The following is a 16,258-nucleotide window of genomic DNA, read 5'->3' as shown; positions in this document are numbered from 1 at the left end:
CGCCCGTGGACCGAGCCGCCGCGGCTGCCGTCGGCATACGCCATCCGTGTGCGGGAACGTGCCTACCCCGGCGTGACCAGCCGGGCCTCGTACGCGAAGACGGCGGCCTGGGTGCGGTCGCGGAGGCCGAGCTTCACCAGGATCCGGCTGACGTGGGTCTTGATCGTGGACTCGGCGATGACCAGCCGCTCCGCGATCTCCGCGTTGGACAGGCCCTGGGCGATGAGGATCAGCACCTCCGTCTCGCGGTCCGTCAGCTCACCGACCTGCGTCCGGTCGCCCACCCTGGGGGACTCGGCGAGCTTCGAGAACTCCGCGATCAGCCGCTTGGTCACCGAAGGGGCCAGCAGCGCCTCGCCCGAGGCCACCACCCGGACCCCGTCGGCCAGCTGGCGGGCCGAGGCGTCCTTGAGCAGGAAGCCGGAAGCCCCCGCCCGCAGCGCCTGGTAGACGTACTCGTCGAGGTCGAAGGTGGTCAGCACCAGCACCTTGGCGTCCGCGTCGGCCGCCACGATCTCCCGGGTCGCCTCCAGGCCGTTGAGCACCGGCATCCGGATGTCCATCAGCACCACGTCCGGCCGCAGCGCGGCGACCTGCGTGATCGCCTCGCGGCCGTCGACCGCCTCGCCCACCACCTCGATGTCGGGCATCGCGTTCAGCAGCACCGAGAAGCCCTCGCGGACCATCATCTGGTCGTCCACGATCAGGACCCTGATCGTCATGCGGCGTCCTCGCCCGTCCGCGCCCGCACCGGTATGAAGACCGCGACCTCGTAGCCGCCGTCCGCCGTGGACCCGGCCGTCATCTCGCCCTCCAGCATCGCCACCCGCTCCTGCATCCCCGTGATCCCGTGCCCCGCACCCGGCGAGGGCCTGACGTCCCCGGTCGGCGCGTCGTTCACGATCCGCAGCCCGAGCCCGCCCAGGACGTACCCGATCTCGACGCCCGCCCGCGCCCCCGGCGCATGGCGCAGCGTATTGCTCAGCGCCTCCTGGATGATCCGGTACGCCGACAGCTCCACGCCCTGCGGCAGCTCCCGCACCGCCCCGGTCACCGTCTTGTCCACCGTCAGCCCCGCCTCACGGACGTTGGCCAGCAGCCCGTCCAGCGAGGCCAGCGTAGGCTGCGGGGCCTCGGGGGCCTCGTAGTCGGCGGACCGCACCACACCCAGCACCCGGCGCAGCTCGGTCAGCGCCGCCACCGCGTTCTCCCGGATGGTCAGGAACGCCTGCTCCAGCTCCGGCGGAGGGTTCTCCACCCGGTAGGGGGCGGCCTCCGCCTGGATCGCGACCACCGACATGTGGTGCGCGACCACGTCGTGCAGCTCCCGCGCGATGGTGGTGCGCTCCTCCAGCAGCGTCCGCTTGTCCCGCTCGACGGCCGTCACCTCCTGCTGCGCGGTGACCTCCTTCGCCGCCTGGCTCCGGATCTTCAGCACGCTGACGGCCAGCAGCGCGATCGCGGACACGACCGCCAGCGGGCCCGTGTTGTCCGTCCCGTCCAGGCTGAGCGCACTGCTCAGCAGGCCCCCGAGCAGCACCGTGACGAACCACATCCACCCCCCGACCCGGGGCCGGGTGCGGGCCGTCACCAGCACCATGACCAGGACGTGGGCCACGAACGTGGCCGGCGACCAGGGCCAGAAACCGGTGGGGCCGACCACGGCGAGCGCCAGCGTGGCCGCCAGCGAGGCCCAGAACGCGCCCGCCGGCCGCACCAGCGTCATCAGCACCGGCGCCGCCGCGACGAGGCCGAAGACGAAGGCGCTGAAGGGCCCGGAGGCGCCGCTGCCGTTGGCCAGGCTCATCAGCACGACGAACCCGGCACTCATCACGATCAGGGCGTGTGGCGTCCAGGCCGCCCGCGGGCGTATCCGCCGGGGCAGCAGCCTGGTCAGCGGCCCGTCCGTGCGCATCCGCTCCAGCGGCCGGTACGCGAACGCGTCCGTGATCAGGTCGTGCCGCAGCTGGGCAACGATCCCGGAGGCCAGCTTCAGCTCCGGCGAATGGGTCCGGGTCCCCCCGGTGGTCGTCTCGGTCACGTACAGAACGGTAGGCCGCCGTCCCCCTCACCCACGTCGGGCCGGAAGGGGATTTCTCCAGGTCCCCCTCAGGTACTACGCCCCGACCTCAGTAGCCCGTCGGACGGATCAGCCCGGTTTCGTACGCGTAGACCGCCGCCTGGGTGCGGTCACGCAGCCCCAGTTTCACCAGGATCCGGCTCACATGGGTCTTCACGGTCTGCTCCGCCACGTGCAGGTGGGCGGCGATCTCCGCGTTCGACAGGCCCTGGGCGACCAGCGCCAGCACCTCGGTCTCCCGCTCCGTCAGCTCGCCCAGCCGCTCCTTCAAGGGAGCACGCGGCGCCCCCAGCCGGGAGAACTCGGTGATCAGCCGCTTGGTGATGTTGGGCGAGAGCAGCGCCTCGCCCGCCGCCACCACCCGCACCGCCTCGGCGAGCTGGTCCGCGGACGCGTCCTTCAGGAGGAACCCCGAAGCGCCCGCGCGCAGCGCCTCGTACACGTACTCGTCCAGGTCGAAGGTGGTCAGCACCAGCACCTTCACGGTGGCGTCGGGCTCGCCCGTGATCCGGGCGGTCGCCTCGATCCCGCCGACCCCGGGCATGCGGATGTCCATCAGCACCACGTCCGGACGCAGCTCCGCCACCTTGGCCACGGCGTCGGCGCCGTCCACGGCCTGGCCGACGACCTCGATGTCGGGCTCGGCGTTGAGCAGCACGGTGAAGCCCTGCCGGACCATCATCTGGTCGTCGGCGATCATCACGCGGATCGGCGGCGGCGTCGTCATACGGAGTCCTTCTCGGTGGTCGTCCGGGCGGGGGTGTCCATGGGGAGGACCGCGGTCACCTCGTAACCCCCGGAGGGGCGGGGACCCGCGGCCAGTTCGCCGCCGAGCATCCCGGCCCGCTCGCGCATCCCGAGCAGGCCGTGCCCGGCGCCGGGGGAGGGCGGCACGGACCGGGTCGGCGCCGAGTTGGCCACGCACACGTGCAGCTCCCTGGGACCGTAGGCGATGCCCACCTCCACCACGGAACCGGGCGCGTGGCGCAGGCAGTTGCTCAGCGCCTCCTGGACGATCCGGTACGCGGTCAGCTCCACGCCCGGAGGCAGCGGCCGGGCCACCCCGGCGATCTCGGTGGTGACGTCCAGGCCGGCACCGCGCACGTTGTCCACCAGCCCGCCCAGGTCGGCCAGGGTGGGCTGCGGGTGGTGCGGGTTGGCCGGGTCCGCGGCGCTCTCCGAGCGCAGCACGCCGAGCACCCGGCGGAGTTCGGTGAGCGCCTCCAGCGCGTTCTCCCGGATCCCCGCCAGGTTCTCCCTGAGCTCCGCCGACGGGTTCTCCACCAGGTGGGGGGCGACCTGCGCCTGGATCGAGATGACCGACATGTGGTGGGCGACCACGTCGTGCAGCTCACGGGCGATCCGGCTGCGCTCCTCCAGCAGCGTGCGCCGGGCCCGCTCCTCCTCCGTCAGCGAGGTCTGCTCCACCAGCTGCGTCCTGGCCACCCGGCGGGCCCGCAGCGCCGAGCCGATCACCACGGTGAAGCCGAAGTAGACGAGGGCCCCGACCGCCGTGCCCCGGTACCCGACACCGAAGTTGTTGAACGCGACGGCCAGGAAGCCGAAGCCCACCGACAGCACCAGGGCCTCGACCGCGACCCGCGGCCGCACCCGCAGCGCGAGCAGCAGCAACACCAGCCCGTGCAGTGCGAGTTCGGGCAGCGTCCAGGGCCAGGGGTTCTCGCCGACCCGGGTCACGGCGATCTGGGTGATGAACGCGGCACCCAGCGACAGCCACCAGCCGAGCACCGGCCTGCTCATCGCCATCAGCAGGGCGGCCGCCTGGACGACGACCTGCATCACGACCAGCTCGCCCCGCGCCTGGTAGGAGTTGAGCAGCAGCTGGACGGACGGGATCGTCGCCACCCAGCCGTACAGGAAGACCAGGATGTGCGGCAGCCGGGCCAGCCACCGCGGCCGGGACATCGGCGGCAGGGGGTCCCGCTCCAGTGTGAACAGGTCCTCCCGCAGGGTCCGCGCGGCCACCCGCACCAGTCTCCGCGTGGCGTGGGCGGTCCAGTCGAGGGCAGCCGTCAGCTCGTCCGGCCCTTGCCCGTCGCCCGGCGTGCCGGCCGCCCTGGTCGTCTCGTGCGGGTTCACGTCGCCCACCCTAGGCACGCAACGCCCCCTGCCCGGAAGGGTGGTGCTCGCGGACGACCAGGGACGCCCCGCGGGAGCGCCGCCGCCCGCCCTGCTCGTACGTACGGAACGCCGACCAGCACACCAGCAGCGCGACCGCGAACACCGGCAGCCACATCAGCCGGGCCGGTATCCACTCCAGGCCGTTCGGCACCGTGTGCAGCCCCGGCAGCCGCGTGCCGAACAGCAGCCCCGTGGCGGTGACGGCCATCATCGCGGTCTGGTGCCACAGGAACACGGTCATCGCGGACAGGTTCACCACGGCCACCGCGGCCCAGGCCACCGGCCGCCGCAGCACCCGGCCCAGCGGCTCCCGCACCAGCAGCGCCAGCCCGCACTGCGCCAGCCCGAACGTCACGGCCGCCAGCGTCGGCGGGTTGAGGTTCGACACCTCCGCGCCGGGCACCCCCACCATGGAGGCCGGGTAACCGCCCCACAGCACGAGCACCCCGGTGGCCAGCGCCCCGCCGGCCAGGAGCAGCACGCCCGGCCGCCGCCGGGTGAAGCCGCCCCGGGCCCACAGGGCGCCGAGGCAGTACGGCACCAGCCAGCCCGCCGCGACGTTGACCCAGCCCAGCCAGGCGGGCCCGCCGCACGCGAACCGGGCCAGGTCCACCCCCGCCACCACGGCCAGCGGCCACACCGGGTGCAGCCGCGCCACCAGCGGGGTGGCGGCGGTCAGCGCGGCGAACACCAGGAGGAACCACAGCGGGGACAGCACCAGCCGCAGCAGCGTCCGCAGCGTGTCCGCGCCGACCCCGGCCGCCGACATCGCCACGGCGGCCACGGTCCACAGCACCAGGACGGCCGCAACCGGCCGGAACAGCCGGGCCAGCCGCCCCCCGGTCCACTGCGCGTACGTCACCCCGCGCCACCTGGCGGAGGCATGGCTCCGCGCGGCCACGTACCCGCCGACCAGGAAGAACACCGCCAGCGTCTGGAAGATCCAGGACACCGGCGCCAGCCAGGGCAGGTGGGCCAGCGGACTGGTGGCCCGCAGGGCGCCGTCCGCCGGGGTCAGCGCGGTCACCAGCCAGTGGCCCAGCACCACGCCGGTGATGGCGAGGGCCCGCAGCCCGTCGACGGCACGGTCGCGGCCGGCAGGAGTGGCCGCGTCCATCCGCTGGGCGAGTCCGGTGGGTTTCGGCATGGGTGGCCTCCGAAGGCGTTCGCGTGGCTCCGGGCTGACGGCGGGGGAGGAGAGGGCGGTGACCGGGGCGGGGGCCGGGGGGCGGATCACGGCCGCTCACCCGCGGCGATGCGCGCGAGCCGGGCCAGCGAGGCGGTACCCGCCGTGAGGTAGTCGCTGTGACCGCCGCCCCCGGCGTCGAACACCCGGGCCCCGAAGGCGGGATCGACCGGGTCGGTGCCGAACCCGAGCGAGCCGCACAGGAGTTCCAGGCGCACGTGGGGCACGTCGGCGATCCAGTCCCCGGCACCCCGGCCGGCCCAGACCCGGGCAGAGGTCGGCAGGTCCGCGGCCCGGTCGGCACCCGTGCCCGGACTGCCGTACAGGACCACGTCCGTCACGGCCGCCGGAGTGGCGGTCCGCGCGCACACGACCGAGCCGTACGAATGGCACAGCAGGGATATCCCGGCACCCGGCGCCAGCCGCGCCAACCCGGAAAGGAAGGGCGTCAGTTCCCGGGCGGCATCGTCGGCGCGCCCGGTGGTGGCCACCGCGGGGCTCACCGTGCCCGGAGTGTCGTACCCCAGCCACGCCACCACCGCCGTGTCCCCGCGGCCCTCCCTCAGCAGGCGCTCCCGCAGCGCGGCCGCACCGGCACGGAAGCGCGCGTACGTGTCCAGCGTGGTGTCGGACCCCGGCACCAGCACCGCCACCCGCCGGGCACCCGCCAGGTCCCCCAGCACCTCCACCGCCCGCCCGGTCCGGTGGCCGTCGAAGGCCAGGAACCGCCCGGACGCCATGGCCCGCAGCTGCGCCGCCCGGCTGTCGTGCCCGGCCCCGGCGGCCATCCGCGCGGCTTCGGCGAGCGCGGTGCGGTTCGCCGCGTACCGCTCCTGGAGCGGGACCGCCTCCCCGAACCGCACCGCAGCCGGCGCCGGCGCCTCCGGCAGCGCCGCGGCGGACACCGGCACCACCACCGCCGCGGCGACCAGCGCGGCCAGCAGCGTGCGGCGCAGCCGGCCGAAGCGCGGGGGTCGTGCGGCACGGTCGTGCTGGGTGGTCATCGCGGCACCTCCGGGTCCTGGGGACACCGGTCGCGCCCCCACCGGACCCGAAGCTACGAACCGCGCCGCGTGGTCGGCGTCCCGCTGGGGAGCGCCCTTTCCGCGTAGCTCTCAAGTACTACGGGGGTGACAGGCCCCACCCCGGAAGCCGCACCTCCCGGCCCCGCAGCCCCTTCCCCGGAGGCCGCACCTCCCGGCCCCGCAGCCGCACCCCCCGGCCCCGCGGCCCCGACAGCCCCCACCCCGTACCCCCGCCGCAGCAGCCACCACGCGCCGAGCCCCGCAGCCAGCGAGACCAGCCCGCCCGCGGTCATCCCCCAGCGCGCCCCGAACTCCTCGGAGAGCAGGCCCGTCAGCACGGCGCCCACGGGCGTCGACCCCTGGAAGATCAGGGTGTACACCGCCATCACCCGCCCCCGGTACCGCGGATCGGACCCCAGCTGGATGCGGTGGTTCGAGGACTGCGCGAAATGGCTCATCGCGTACCCCGTGGCCGCGAGCAGCACCAGCGCCACCGGCAGCGAGGGCGCGAACCCCGTCAGCGCCTCCAGAGCCCCGAAGGCGACCGCACCGCCCGTCACCACGCCCGCGGAGGGCCGGCCCCGCCGGGCGGTGGTGGCGAAGGCGGCCACCAGCGAGCCCACGGCCAGGGCGCTGCTCAGCAGCCCGAACGTCGTCGAGCCGGCCCCGAACACCGTCTTGGCCAACAGCGGCAGCGTCAGCTGGAAGTTGAAGGCGAACAGGCCGTTCACCGCGACCAGCCCGATCGGCAGCAGCAGGTCGGACCGCGACCGCAGGTACCGCAGCCCGTCCACCACCCGCGTGTCCCGCGCCCGCCCGGCACCGCCGCCCCGCATCTCGTCCGGCCGCATCAGCACCAGGCTCACCACGGTCGCCAGGTAGCTCACCGCGTTCAGCAGCATCACGGGACCCACCCCGTAGCCGCTGATCAGCAGCCCCGCCAGGGCCGGCCCGGCCACCCGGGCGGTGTTGAAGTACGCCGCGCTCAGGGCCGAGGCGTTCGGCAGCAGCTCCGTGCCCACCAGCTCGCTGATGAAGGACATCCGGGTCGGCGCCTCCACCGCGTTGACCGCGCCCAGCAGCACGGCGAACACCCCGATGTGCCACAGCCGCACGCCCCCGGCCACCACCCACAGCGCCAGCGCGAGCGCGAGCACGCCGGCGGCGAGGTTGGCCAGCACGAGGATGCGCCGCTTGTCGTGCCGGTCGGCCAGCCGCCCCCCGTACAGGGTCAGCAGCAGCACCGGGGCGAACTGGGCGGCGGTGATGGCGCCGAGGGCCGTGCCGGAATCGCCGGACAGGCCCAGGACCAGCCAGTCCTGGGCGACGATCATCATCCACGTACACGTCACGGACATCAGCTGGCCCAGTGCGTAGAGGCGGAAGTTCCGCACCGAGAGGGACTGGAACGTCCGCCTGATCGTGTTCAAGGGACCCCTTCCGGCGCCGCTGTAGTGTGTGGCCGGGCCACGGACGTGGGCCCGGCGACGAATTGTGGGACGGCGGCGTGGAGGCCCGGTGGAGGAGTACGGGGAGATCGGGCACATGATTCTCCGGCTGGCCCGCGCCCACTGGGCGGCCGCTTCGCCGCTGCTCGGCCGGATCGGCCTCTACCCCGGCCAGGAGCTGCTCCTGATGCGGCTGTGGGAGAACGACCACCAGTCCCAGAGCGCGCTGGCGAACGCGCTCAAGCTGGACCGCTCGACGGTCACCCGCACCGTGCAGCGCCTGGAGCAGCAGGGGCTGATCACCCGCGAGACCGCGCCCGACGACCGCCGTTCGGTGATCGTCTCCCTCACCTCCGAGGGCCGGGCGCTGCGCGGCGAGGTCGAGCGCGCCTGGGCGGACCTGGAGACGATCACCACGGCCGGGATGTCGGAACGCCAGCGCACCGAGGCCCTGCGGCTGCTGCGCCGCATGGAACGCAACCTGGTGGAACCGCGCGAGGCCTGAGGCCTCCCACCACAGTGCGGACCGACGCCGGCCGCCCCGGGGCAGCCGGCCCGCCGACGGAACGGCCCGCCGACGGAACGGCCCGCCGACGGAACGGCCCGCCGACGGAACGGCCCGCCGACGGAACGGCCCGCCGACGGAACCGCCGGCCGACGGCCGGTCAGCTGCTCGTCACCTCAAGGCTGGCGACCTTCAGCTGAACGCCCTGCCCCCACAGCCGGTTCCCGGCCAGGCCCGCGCCGTCCACGAAGGTCTGCGCGGCCGGCGCCCCCTGCCGCGGGTTGAAGTAGTCGACCGTCGAGTCGATCTTCACGAGCCCCTTGCCGTCGGCGCCCGCCGCCCCGTCGAGCAGGGTGAAGGTGCCCAGGCCGCAGTTGAGCTGGCGCGGCCGGACCGTCTCCTCCGTGCCGCCGTGGTCCAGGGTCATGTACGCGCGGTCCGGCACGCGGTTGCCGATGCCCCGCACCGACAGGACGTTCGCGCCGTTGACCGTCCACGTCACGCTCGCGTTGGCGCGGTTCACGGAGATCTTCAGGGTGTCCGTCGAGGTGCTGGTCCGGGAGGCCACGGGGACGGCGTACGAGTAGGCGGCGTACGTGGTGCCGGGCTTCCGGAGCCGCTCGTAGACGGCGTAGATCTTCTTGTTGGTCACGAAGAAGTCGAAGACCACGTTGGACTCCGGGTCGGTGAACAGCAGCGCGCCGGAGCCCAGGCGCGGGTCGGCCTCGGCGTCGGAGACGGCCGCGCCGAACGGGTGCGCGCCCATCCCGGTGCCGGTGGCCGACAGGGTGGTGGCGCAGCTGAGCGTGCCGGTGGCCGGGGTGTCGAAGCCGGCCAGGCCGGTGGACGCGGTGTGGGTGGTCATCGAGGCCCACTTGATGTGGTCCAGGGTGCCCATGCCGCCGCTCGACTGCTGGCCGGTGGTCCACTGGAAGGCCGGCCGGCCGGTGGCCGGGTCGGTGCCGGACGGGACGACCTTGAGTCCGGCGGCGGACGTCGTCACGACGCCGTCGGTGAACGGGGTGCTCCACCTGGCCCCCGCGCCGGAGTTGGCGAAGCCGGCCGTGAAGTCGTCGCGGAACAGCACCCGTCGCGGCGCGGTCAGGCCGTCGGATTCCTCGGCGACGGCGGTCGCCGGGAGCAGCGCGGCGGTCATCGCGGCGGCGGCCACGGCGGCGGCGAGGCCACCGCGGAGGCCACCGCGGAATCCGCTGCGCGCTCCACCGCGGGATCCGGCGCGGAGGCCGTCGCCGAGCCCGGCGGGAGTACGGCGCGTGCGCAGGGCGGTGGGAGTACGGCGCGTGCGGAGTCCGGCTGCGGTTCGGCGTATGCGGAAGGCGGACGGAGTACGGGTGGTACGGCGGGCCATGCTCTGGTCTCCTCGGGGTGTCATCCGTACGGGCAGGCGCCCGGCCCGGTCACCGCGTGGGCGGGGCCGGACCGGGCGCCTGGGGGAACCCGGCGGTGCCGTCGGTCAGCCGGCGAGCGCCGGGTAGTCGGTGTAGCCCTCGGCGCCGCCGCCGTAGAACGTGGCCGGGTCGGCCTCGTTGAACGGGCCGCCGACGGCCAGGCGGGCCGGCAGGTCGGGGTTGGCGAGGAACAGCGCGCCGTAGGCGAGCAGGTCGGCCGTGCCGTCCTCGATCAGCTTCAGCTCCTCCACGCCGGTCGGGCGGCCCTCGGTGGCCGGGTTGAGGATGAAGGTGCCCTGCCACTCCTTGCGGATGGTGAGCATGAGGTCGCGGTCGGCGCCCTCGATCATGTGCAGGTAGGCCAGGCCGAGCGGGTTGAGGGCCTCGATCAGCGCCGCGTACGTCGGCTGCGGCTCCGGCTCCTGGATGTCGTTGAACGGGTTGGTCCCGGGGGAGATGCGCAGGCCCACGCGGTGGGCGCCGATCTCGGCGGAGACGGCCTTGGCGACCTCGACCGCGAAGCGGATGCGGTTCTCGACCGAGCCGCCCCACTCGTCGGTGCGCTGGTTGCTGACCGGGCCGAGGAACTGCTGGATCAGGTAGCCGGCCGCGCCGTGCAGCTCGACGCCGTCGAAGCCGGCGTCGACGGCGTTGCGGGCGGCGGAGACGAAGTCCGCGATGGTGGCGCGGACCTCGTCGCCCGTCAGCTCGCGCGGGGTGACGAAGTCCTTCGGGCCCTCCGGCGTGTAGACCTGGCCCTTGGCGGCCACCGGGGAGGGGCCGACGGGGGTCATGTCGCCGGGCAGCAGGACCGGGTGGCCGATGCGGCCGGCGTGCATGAGCTGCGCGAAGATCACGCCGCCCTTGGCGTGCACGGCGTCGGTCACGACGCGCCACGCGGCGACCTGCTCGGCGCTGTGGATGCCGGGGGTGAAGGGGTAGCCCTGGCCGTTGACGTTCGGCTGGGTGCCCTCGGTGATGATCAGACCGGCCGAGGCGCGCTGGGCGTAGTACTCGGCGGTCAGCTCGGTGGGCAGACCGCCCTCGGCGGCACGGCTCCGGGTCATCGGGGCCATGACGAGACGGTTGGCGAGCTTGGTCCCCGCCAGGTCGGCCGGGTCGAATGCGGTGGTCATGAGTGTCCTCACTGAAGGGTGATACGGAGTCGGGCGCCGGTACGGGGGAACGGGCGCCCCGGATGGGGGTCTGGCGTGCGGGTACGGGTGCACCCGCGGGCGGTACGTGACGCGCGGGCCCGGACGGCCCGCACGGCGGTACGGAAGTCAGGCGTCGGCACGCTCCCCGGCGGCCGGAGCCGGGCCGACGGAAGCCGAGCCGGCCGGAGCCGAGCCGGCGGGAAGGGCATCGGCCCGGGCCGCAGCGGCCGGAGCCGCATCGTCGGCGGCCGCCCCGCCCGGTGCGGCCGCCGCCCCGCCCGCCTTGAACGGCAGCAGCAGGAGCAGCACCACCGCGGAGAGCCCGGCGGAGGCCAGGAACCCGGTGGTCACCGAGGTGGCCCCGATCAGCGGCCCGAGCAGCAGCGGCGAGGCGAACTGCCCGAGGAAGGTCGCCGTGCCGGACAGGGAGGTGGCCTGGCCCCGCAGCTCGGGCGGGGCGCCCTCGCCGATGAGCACGGCCAGGGCCGGGAACGCCATGCCGAGGCCCAGGCCGAACAGCGCCGGGGCGAGGAAGAGCAACAGGGTCTGGTCGGCGACGCCCAGGATCAGGAAGGCGGCGACCCAGGCCACGGCGGCCAGCCGGAGCAGCAGGGTGTAGCCGAGACCGGCGCGCAGCTTGGCGTACACGAGGCCGACCAGGCTCATCACCACGGTCATGACCACGTTGTAGAGGGCCACCAGGAACGGCTCCTCGACGCCCAGCTCCGCCAGCCGCTGCGGCAGGAAGACGCCGATCGCGTACAGCAGCACCGAGCAGACGGCCTGGAGCAGGTAGAAGCCGATGAGCGCGGGCCGCCGCCGGAGCAGCTGGAGCACCGTGCCGCCCTTGGCGGGGCCGCCCGCGCCGCGGGTGTCGGGCAGGGCGGCCAGCGTGGCCAGGCCGAGCGGGACGCCGAGCAGGTAGATGGCGAACGGAGCGTGCCAGGAGACGCCGCCGAGCGCGCCGCCGATCAGCGGCCAGACGACGCCGCCCAGGGACTGGGCGGTGGCCCGCCAGCCCATCACCCGGTCGCGCTCGGGCCCCTGGTAGAGGGCGAGCACGGCCACGGTGGTGCCGGTGAAGACGAAGGCCGCGCCGATGCCGAAGACGATGCGGGTGAGCAGCAGCGACGGGTACGAGTCGGTGAGCAGGCCCGCTCCGCCGGCCAGCCCGTAGAGCACCAGGCCGGCCGCGAGGGGCGTGCGGACGCCCATGCGGTCGACCAGCCAGCCGGTGAGCGGGCTGGCGACGGCCAGGGAGAGGCCGTGCGCCGTGAGGATCAGGCCGGCCTCGGTGCCGCTGATGCCCAGGTCGCCGCGGATCACCTCGACGACGGGCATCACGATGGCGCCGGCCATCACGGTGAGCGTCGTGGCGAGCAGCAGCACGGAGAGGATCGCCGGGGTGCCCGCGGGCTGCGCCGGGCCGTCGGCCGGGGCCGGTACGGCCGGTCCGGCCGGGCCTGGCGCGGCCGGGCTGGGTGAGCTCATCTGGTCCTCACAAGGGAGAGCGGAGGGGACAGGAAGCAGGAGGGGACGGGAGGCGGGAGGGGACGGGAGGCGGAGAACGGGAAGCGGACGGGCAGCCCGGGCGCCGGGTCAGCGCCTGGTGAACTCCAGCGCCGCGGGCTCGAACTGGAGCACGCCGTGGGTGGCGGCGCTGGTCACGTCGCGCCAGTAGCGCTGGAGCGGCGCGCCGGTGGCGGTCGAGCGCACGCCGTTGCCCTTGAAGAGCCGGTCGACCGCACCCGCGAGCATCCGCGTCGCGAGCGCGCTGTCGCGCCGGGCGCGGGTGACCAGTCCGGGGGTGAGGCCGCCGAGGTCGGCGGTTTCGGCCACCCGCCGGAGCAGCAGCCCGGCCGCGTCGATCTCGCCGGCGGACAGGGCGAAGGCGGTGCGGTACGCGTCCCGGGCCGGGGGACGGCCGTCCGTACCGCCGAGGGACTGCTCGGCCAGGGCGAGGGCGCCGCGGGCGGCGCCCAGGACGGGGGCGGCGAAGGTCAGGCCGTTGACCGCGAAGATCGGCAGCCCGTCCCCCGGAACACCGGTGCGCGCACCGCCGGCCTCCTCGGACCGCCGGCCCTCGAAGAGGTCGGCCTGCCGGAAGGTCCGGTGGTCCGGTACGAAGACGTCGTCGACCCGCACGGAATGGCTGCCGGTGGCGCGCATGCCGAGGGTGTCCCAGGTGTCCTCGATGACGAAGTCGTCCCGCCGGACCACGAAGAACCGTTCCTTCCCGGTCGGGCGGCCGCCCGGCGCCGCCGGTCCGAGCAGCAGCGCCCAGTCGCAGAACTCGACCCCGCTGAGGAAGTTCCAGGTGCCGGAGATCCGCCAGCCGCCGTCCACGCGCCCGGTGGTGCCCTGCGGCACCACGGCCGCCACGAGCCGGGTGTCGGGACCCTTCTCCCAGACCTCCTCCTGGCCCTCCAGGGGCAGGTACGTGGCGAACCGCCCCACGTGGGCCGTCAGCGAGGCCACCCACGCGGCGGAGGCGCAGCCCTCGCCGACCGCCGCCACGGCCTCGGTCAGCTCGGTGAAGGTCACCGGCTCGCCGCCCAGGTGCTCCGGTACGAACCGCCGGGCGAACCCGGCCCCGGTCAGGGCCGCCACCACGTCGCCGTGCAGACGCCGGCCGGCGTCGGCCTCGGCCGCGTGGCGCGCCGCGACCGCTCCGGCGGCGCGGGCGGCCGTGATCGCGGCAGTCGGTGCGGACATGGGGTACCTCCAAAGGCGGTGCGTGGGTGCGTGACGGCCCGGTCGGGACCAGGGCCGGACCGGGGTCGGGACCAGGGCCGGAGCGGGGTAGGGACCAGGGCTGGACCTGGGTCGGTCCGGGTCGGGACCGGATGCGGACCGGCGCCGGTCCGGGTCGGGACCGGGTCCGGGGCTCCGGGTCAGCCCTGGGGTGCGGTCCAGTTCCGCGCGGCCCAGGTTTCGAGGGTGATCAGGTCGGAGTGCCGGGCGCGCAGCGCGGGCAGGTCGGCCCGGTAGCCCTCCTTGTTGAACCAGTCGAACATCGTGGCCATCTCGGCGCTGAAGGAACGGAGCTGCTCGATCGGCTGCTGCCGGAAGCGCACCGGGACGCCGGCCGCCTTCGCGAAGGCGTCGGCCATCTCCGGGCCGGTCAGCTCGTCGCCGGCGATCTCGATGGTGCGGCCCAGGTGGCCCTGCGGGTCGGCGAAGGCGTCGGCGGCGAAGACGCCGATGTCGCTGGAGGCGATCATCTGGAGCCTGGTGTCCGGCTCCAGGGCGAGGTGGAGGACCAGCTCGCCGTCGACCCAAGCGGGTCCGATCCACTGGAAGTTGTCGAGGAACATGGTGGGCTGCAGGACGGTGGAGGGCAGGCCCAGCTCCTCGATGTGGGCCTCGATCCTGCCCTTGCTCTCGAAGTGCTCGACGCCGCTGCCGCGCCGGGCGCCGCCGACCGAGCCGTACACGAAGTGAGCGACGCCGGCCCGGGCGGCGGCGTCGGCCACGGCCTTGCCCTGCCGCTCCTCGCCGGCCGCGCCGTCGGGGCCGGTGAAGGTCTGGACGCTGTAGACGCCATGGACGTCGCGCAGGGCGGCGTCCAGGGAGGCGGTGTCCTCCAGGTCGCCGCGCACCAGCTCGGCGCCGGCGGCCGCGAGGGCCCGCGCGGCCTCCGAGGCGGGGTCCCGGACGAGGGCGCGCACCGGCCGGCCACGGCGCAGCAGCTCGCGGGCCACGGCGCCGCCCTGACGGCCGGTGGCGCCGAAGACGAGCACGGTCCCGGCAACAACAGACATGGCAATGCCTTCCACTCAGATAACTGTTGGCCCACCAACCATATTGCTTGGCTGGCCAACTATCTACTCTTGGGGCCTGCGTCCCCAAGCCGAAACCATCAGGGTCGTCATGTCGCGCGCCTGCGGAGTGCCCAACGCGTCGATGAAGGCGGCCAGTTGCCCGGCCTCCACCAGCCCGCTCTCGACGAGCGTGTGACCCTCCTGCCGCATGCGCAGACGGATCAGCTCGTCGTCGGCGGCCGACTGTCCGGGACCGGCCGGGGTCACCCGCGAGCCGACCTCCGTCAGCCCGGTGCGCGCGAGCGCCGCGGGCAGATGACGGGCCCAGCCCAGATCCGCTCCCTGTGCTTCCATCCGCCGGACGTACGCGCCGACGAGGGCCCGTCCGACGCTGGTGGGCGCGTGCTCGGCGGGCAGGTAGTAGAAGTCCTCCACCACCAGCCAGCCGCCGGGCGCGACCCAGCCCGCAGCCCGCTCCAGCAGTTCGTCGGGGTTCGCCGCGTGCTCGACCGTGGCGCGGGCGAGCACGAGGTCGAACGTACCCGGGGTGAAGTCGCCGGCGCTGATGTCGGACCGCTGAATTGTCAGGTTGGGCGCGCGGTCCTCCTCCAGGTACGCCGTGTCGACGTCGACCGCCAGCACGCTGCCCAGATCGGCGCGGTCCGCCAGCCAGTACGCCATCGAGCCGCCGCCCGCGCCCAGTTCCAGGCACCGCCAGGTGCGCCCGACCGGCAGCGACTCCAGGATCGAGACGGTCACCGGGTCGTACTTCCGCTCGAAGAGCCGCACCTGGTCCAGCCGCGAGAGCTGGTCCTTCGTCAGCGACCCCGTGCTGTACGAGCTCACGCCGCCCTCCCCGCGCCCGCGGCGTCCGCCGCCGTCACCTGCGCGTGGACCACCGCCATCACGAACTCCGGCGGCGCGACCTCCAGGGCGGCGATCCCGCCCTGCGCGGCCGCGTTGCGCGGATCCGTCATGTAGGCCCGGTACGCCGCCTCGTCCGTCCACTGCGGGTAGTTGAGGTACGTGGCGCCGTCCAGGCTGATGAAGGGGGTGGCCGACACGAAGCCGGGGAAGGTGCGCTTCCAGCCGGCCGTGTCCAGCAGGTGCCGGAGCAGCGCGCGGGCCGCGACGGCGGTGCCGACGTGCCGGGTGGCGACGGAGACGATGCCCGGGACCGTGCCGGCCTCGGGGCCGGCCACGTGGGCCGCGCGGGTGCCGCGGAAGGCGCTGCCGGGCTCCGTGCGGAGCGCCGCGCCGGCGGGCAGCGCGGCGGCCGCGGCCGTCCAGTGCGCCTGCGCGTCCCACTCGGTGCAGGTCACGACCGTGCGGCCGTCGAGGCTGAGGTGCACCCGGGCGAAGGCGAAGCCGGGCGCGGGGGCGTACCGGTCGCGCAGCTCCGCCTCGAGGGCGTCGGCGAGGCCGGACGCCGCGGCGCGGTTCTCCGTATGCCAGGTGTCGAAGGTGACGAAGGGCTCTGCGGTACGGGTGGCGGACATGGGCTCCTCCGGAGCGACGGGGATCGAAGGGAGACGGGGTACG

15 protein-coding genes are annotated in these 16,258 nt (G+C 74.4%); 1 reads left to right on the top strand and 14 read right to left on the bottom strand.

Going from position 1 to position 16,258, the window contains the following annotated elements:
- Positions 1-62: 62 nt before the first annotated feature.
- From ACIQUR_RS16210 to ACIQUR_RS16180, 7 genes are all read right to left on the bottom strand, one after another.
- Positions 63-722 (bottom strand): response regulator, encoded by a 660-nt coding sequence (locus ACIQUR_RS16210; RefSeq protein WP_403664427.1) that lies wholly within the window; start codon positions 720-722, stop codon positions 63-65.
- Complete coding sequence (locus ACIQUR_RS16205; RefSeq protein WP_403664426.1) at positions 719-2,041, bottom strand: sensor histidine kinase; 1,323 nt, start codon at positions 2,039-2,041, stop codon at positions 719-721. The genes ACIQUR_RS16210 and ACIQUR_RS16205 overlap by 4 nt, the downstream gene beginning before the upstream one ends.
- 88 nt (positions 2,042-2,129) lie before the next feature.
- Positions 2,130-2,807: a response regulator gene (locus ACIQUR_RS16200; RefSeq protein ID WP_403664425.1), complete on the bottom strand. Its 678-nt coding sequence runs from the start codon at positions 2,805-2,807 to the stop codon at positions 2,130-2,132.
- Entirely contained in the window at positions 2,804-4,180 is a 1,377-nt protein-coding gene (locus ACIQUR_RS16195; RefSeq protein WP_403664423.1) for a sensor histidine kinase, read from the bottom strand. The genes ACIQUR_RS16200 and ACIQUR_RS16195 overlap by 4 nt, the downstream gene beginning before the upstream one ends.
- 10 nt (positions 4,181-4,190) lie before the next feature.
- Positions 4,191-5,369 carry an acyltransferase gene (locus ACIQUR_RS16190; protein WP_403664421.1) on the bottom strand — a complete coding sequence of 393 codons (1,179 nt, stop codon included), beginning with the start codon at positions 5,367-5,369 and terminating at the stop codon, positions 4,191-4,193.
- 86 nt (positions 5,370-5,455) lie between these two features.
- The gene (locus ACIQUR_RS16185) at positions 5,456-6,412 is read right to left on the bottom strand and encodes an alpha/beta hydrolase (RefSeq protein ID WP_403664419.1); all 957 of its coding nucleotides are present in this window, start codon (positions 6,410-6,412) and stop codon (positions 5,456-5,458) included.
- A 53-nt stretch (positions 6,413-6,465) separates the two neighbouring features.
- Positions 6,466-7,854 carry an MFS transporter gene (locus ACIQUR_RS16180; RefSeq protein ID WP_403664874.1) on the bottom strand — a complete coding sequence of 463 codons (1,389 nt, stop codon included), beginning with the start codon at positions 7,852-7,854 and terminating at the stop codon, positions 6,466-6,468.
- 97 nt (positions 7,855-7,951) lie between these two features.
- Between ACIQUR_RS16180 and ACIQUR_RS16175 the strand changes: the two genes are divergently transcribed.
- Complete coding sequence (locus ACIQUR_RS16175) at positions 7,952-8,386, top strand: MarR family winged helix-turn-helix transcriptional regulator (RefSeq protein ID WP_403664417.1); 435 nt, start codon at positions 7,952-7,954, stop codon at positions 8,384-8,386.
- Positions 8,387-8,546: 160 nt separating this feature from the next.
- On the opposite strand, the gene ACIQUR_RS16170 is transcribed toward ACIQUR_RS16175, so the two are convergent.
- The 7 genes from ACIQUR_RS16170 to ACIQUR_RS16140 form a co-directional block, all read right to left on the bottom strand.
- The gene (locus ACIQUR_RS16170) at positions 8,547-9,755 is read right to left on the bottom strand and encodes a DUF6081 family protein (RefSeq protein WP_403664415.1); all 1,209 of its coding nucleotides are present in this window, start codon (positions 9,753-9,755) and stop codon (positions 8,547-8,549) included.
- A 105-nt stretch (positions 9,756-9,860) separates the two neighbouring features.
- Positions 9,861-10,931, bottom strand: a complete 1,071-nt coding sequence (locus tag ACIQUR_RS16165) for an alkene reductase (RefSeq protein ID WP_403664414.1) — start codon at positions 10,929-10,931, stop codon at positions 9,861-9,863.
- A gap of 147 nt (positions 10,932-11,078) precedes the next feature.
- Positions 11,079-12,443: an MFS transporter gene (locus tag ACIQUR_RS16160; protein WP_403664412.1), complete on the bottom strand. Its 1,365-nt coding sequence runs from the start codon at positions 12,441-12,443 to the stop codon at positions 11,079-11,081.
- A 108-nt stretch (positions 12,444-12,551) separates the two neighbouring features.
- Complete coding sequence (locus ACIQUR_RS16155) at positions 12,552-13,667, bottom strand: acyl-CoA dehydrogenase (RefSeq protein WP_403664410.1); 1,116 nt, start codon at positions 13,665-13,667, stop codon at positions 12,552-12,554.
- A gap of 179 nt (positions 13,668-13,846) precedes the next feature.
- Positions 13,847-14,716, bottom strand: a complete 870-nt coding sequence (locus ACIQUR_RS16150; protein WP_403664408.1) for an NmrA/HSCARG family protein — start codon at positions 14,714-14,716, stop codon at positions 13,847-13,849.
- A gap of 63 nt (positions 14,717-14,779) precedes the next feature.
- The gene (locus ACIQUR_RS16145; protein ID WP_403664406.1) at positions 14,780-15,562 is read right to left on the bottom strand and encodes a class I SAM-dependent methyltransferase; all 783 of its coding nucleotides are present in this window, start codon (positions 15,560-15,562) and stop codon (positions 14,780-14,782) included.
- Entirely contained in the window at positions 15,559-16,215 is a 657-nt protein-coding gene (locus ACIQUR_RS16140; RefSeq protein WP_403664404.1) for an antibiotic biosynthesis monooxygenase family protein, read from the bottom strand. Before ACIQUR_RS16140 ends, ACIQUR_RS16145 begins: the two co-directional genes overlap by 4 nt.
- Positions 16,216-16,258: the final 43 nt, after the last annotated feature.

It is taken from the genome of Streptomyces sp. NPDC101132 (genome assembly GCF_044759225.1).
Lineage (GTDB): Bacteria > Actinomycetota > Actinomycetes > Streptomycetales > Streptomycetaceae > Streptomyces.
Note: the sequence above shows the minus strand (reverse complement) of the source record. Positions and strands in the feature narration are given on the sequence as shown.